Origin of the sequence: Micromonospora sp. ALFpr18c, assembly GCF_008868155.1 — a bacterium.
Lineage (GTDB): Bacteria > Actinomycetota > Actinomycetes > Mycobacteriales > Micromonosporaceae > Micromonospora.
Map to the genome: position 1 here is coordinate 1 of NZ_WBKR01000345.1, position 2,830 is coordinate 2,830.

2 protein-coding genes and 1 pseudogene are annotated in these 2,830 nt (G+C 68.6%); all 3 read right to left on the bottom strand.

Annotation, left to right across the window (positions count from 1 at the left end; translation table 11 throughout):
• Positions 1-605: 605 nt before the first annotated feature.
• The 3 genes and pseudogenes from F8271_RS30810 to F8271_RS30820 all read right to left on the bottom strand — a co-directional run bounded on the left by F8271_RS30810 (position 606) and on the right by F8271_RS30820 (position 2,616).
• A complete protein-coding gene (locus F8271_RS30810) occupies positions 606-896 on the bottom strand; it encodes a hypothetical protein (protein WP_151493304.1) in 291 nt (96 codons plus the stop codon).
• A gap of 258 nt (positions 897-1,154) precedes the next feature.
• A pseudogene (locus F8271_RS30815) lies at positions 1,155-1,555 on the bottom strand (DUF6069 family protein).
• Between the two features lie 62 nt (positions 1,556-1,617).
• Positions 1,618-2,616: an RNA polymerase subunit sigma-70 gene (locus F8271_RS30820; protein WP_151493305.1), complete on the bottom strand. Its 999-nt coding sequence runs from the start codon at positions 2,614-2,616 to the stop codon at positions 1,618-1,620.
• Positions 2,617-2,830: the final 214 nt, after the last annotated feature.

Consider the following 2,830-nt stretch of genomic DNA (forward strand, 5'->3'; position numbering starts at 1 on the left):
GGGGTTGTCACGGTCAGTGCGGAGATCAGAGATGATGTCATCGGCGGGTGGAGTTCCTCGGTGGTCGTGCAGCGTCAAGAACTCCATGATCACCTTGAGGGCTTCACCCGCTTCATCCGCCTCCACACAGGCCACTCACCCCACGAAATCCCTGTTCAGCGCCCCGCGCCGCGAGAACGCAACAGCCCTGTATCGCGGTCCAGGACGTCATCCTGCACAGCGAGGTCACTGCCGACGGCGACTGGTGGTCGGCCACTGTCTACTTCCACGAACCGTCGCTCTAAACGGAATCCGACGTACAGCTCGACTCGCCCGTCGCCCACCTAGCCAGAGTGGCCGTCAGGTGCTCGACCTCGGGCGGGCTTGCGCTGCTCGCCCGGCTGGGTGACTGACCGGGTGACGACGGGCACAGGCGGCAGTAGACAACCACGGACGGTGGCAAACCGCTCGCCCAGCTCAGCCAAGGAGCCGGCGTAGCTCACGAACCGATGGCTGCCCCCTTCGGGACGAAGGGGGCAAGCTCCGCCAGGAGCCGGTCGACGGAGCTTGACCCCCATAGGAGCATCGGGATGGCAGGAAGTTGTGGTCTCCGCGCGCTGCAAGCTCTACGGCAGCTCAGGAACCGGGATGGGCGGCGGCAGCTCCGGGTATTCGCCCAGGCCGTAGCGGAGACGATGATTCAGATCATTGATCGCCTGACGGAAGGCCTCTTCGCTGGCGTCAGGATCGAGAAGGCCCTCCCGAGCGAAACGGTGGCGGAGTCTCTCGGCCAAGTGCCCGGGCACGTCGCCGTTGCCCATCAACGAGCCTTCGAGTACGGCGAGGACGCCGATGAGCACGGCAAGGTCGCGGCTGAACACCGGGTTCGGTGCCACCTGGTCTGATACGTCGCCCACTGGCCGATACTGCGTCTTTCCCGGTGGCCAGGCAAGCACCCGGCGTCGAGACAGGTGATGTACAGCCAAGGCCAGCGGCTGGCGCCGACGTCACCCGACAACTACGGACGGGCTGACCAGGTGCTCAGCCACCCGACCAGCCGTCCGCGATCTTCTTCCAATCCCAAGGTCGTAAGTTCGAACTCTACCGGGCGCACCCTCATCACCGCAGGTCAGCGGCTTCCAACTCCCGGTCCGGTCGGTCTGCTCGACCTCTCGTCAATTGGTCCGGGCGCGGAGGCCCCGCGTCAGGGTCGGGATCATCACCGCCGCGGGGACGAGGTGCAGCCCGAAAAGGGCCGCGATGGTGGCAGTGTCTCCCCCGGAGAGCAGGGGGGGCGGGCGCTCCAGCGGAGCAGGGCGGCGGCGATGAGGACGCCCACGACCGAGAGAAAGCCGGTCACCACGGCGAACCCGGCCAACGGGATCGTCTCGCCACCGTCGGGGATCTCGAAGTCGACGCCGACGGCCCGGGCGAGCGCGGCGGCGACGGTCGTGGTCGCCACCGCCACGAGTGTGGCGACGAGGCCGGTGACGGCGAGCCCGCGTAGTCGGTGGATGTAGCTGGTCTGTTCCGCTGCCGGGCCGGCGACGGCCCCGGTGTCATTCACGCTGTTCATGTCGTTCCTCCATCGTCGCCAACTGACGTGAGGGGGCGTTGCACGAGCGTCCACTTCGGGGACTACTCCGTGCCGTCCGCCGGCAGGCGCTCCGGCAACCCGAACCGCGGAAACTGGTCGTCGTGGAAGGTGACGATCTCGGCGACCGCCCCGCCGGTGATGCGCAGGACGTCGAGGGTCAGCGGCAGGTACGCGTTCTCCTGCTCCCGCCAGAGGTAGAAGGCGACGGCGGGCTGCCGGTTGGCGGAGGTGGGGACGGCGCGCAGACGCCCCAGGTCTGCGAAACCGTCCTCGATCCAGTCGTTCAACACCGTGTCGCGGCCGACGTACAGGCCCGGTGTGGGCGGCATCGAGCAGCGGACGTCGTCCCGCAGCATGGCGGCGAGCCCGTCGATGTCCTTGGCCACGCTCGCGTCGGTGAAGCGGCGCACCATCTCGCGCGTCCTGGCGTCCTCGTCGCCGCCGCTCCAGTCCTGTCGCTCGGCGGGCAGGTGCTCCCGCATGCCGGCGCGGGCCCGCTGCAACGCGCTGTTCACGGAGTTGACGGAGTCCCCGAGAAGCTCCGCGACGTCCTTCGCCGGCCAGCCGAGCACGTCCCGCAGGATCAGCACCGCCCGTGGGCGCGGCGCGAGGTGCTGGACCGCGACGAGGTACGCCAGCTCGATCGTCTCCCGCGCGACGGCGACGGTCTCCGGCTCGCTCGCGTCGCCCGCCGGCAGCTCGTCGAGCAGCCGGTCCGGGTAGGGCTGCAGCCACCGCACCTCGCCTCCGCTCGCCGGCTTCGGACGGCGCTTGGCGAGCAGGTCCAGGCAGGCGTTGGTGGCGATCCGGTACAGCCAGGCCCGGAACGTCGACCGGCCCTCGAAGGTCTCCCGCCGTCGCCAGGCACGCAGGAACGTCTCCTGCACGGTGTCCTCGGCGTCCTCGAACGATCCGAGCATCCGGTAGCAGTGCACGTGCAGCTCCCGCCGGTGCCGCGCCGCCAACCCCGAGAACGCCGGCTCGTCGACCTCACTCAGAGCGGTTCCGCCCAGTTCCTCCAGCCGCATGTCCGCACTCATCACGTCATCCTTCCGTCTCGTCGTGTCCCATCGTGGGTGTGACGGGCGCGGACGCGACAACTCATCACCAGGGTGGACACTGGCCTAAGTGGTCCGAGCCGGAAGTCCGTCGGGGGTTGATGGGTGACGGGTGCGGTCAGGGTCCGGGTGTGATGGTGCCGATGTGGATGTCGTAGACGAAGTCGAAGGCCTCTTCAGGACTGCCGGTGAGCCA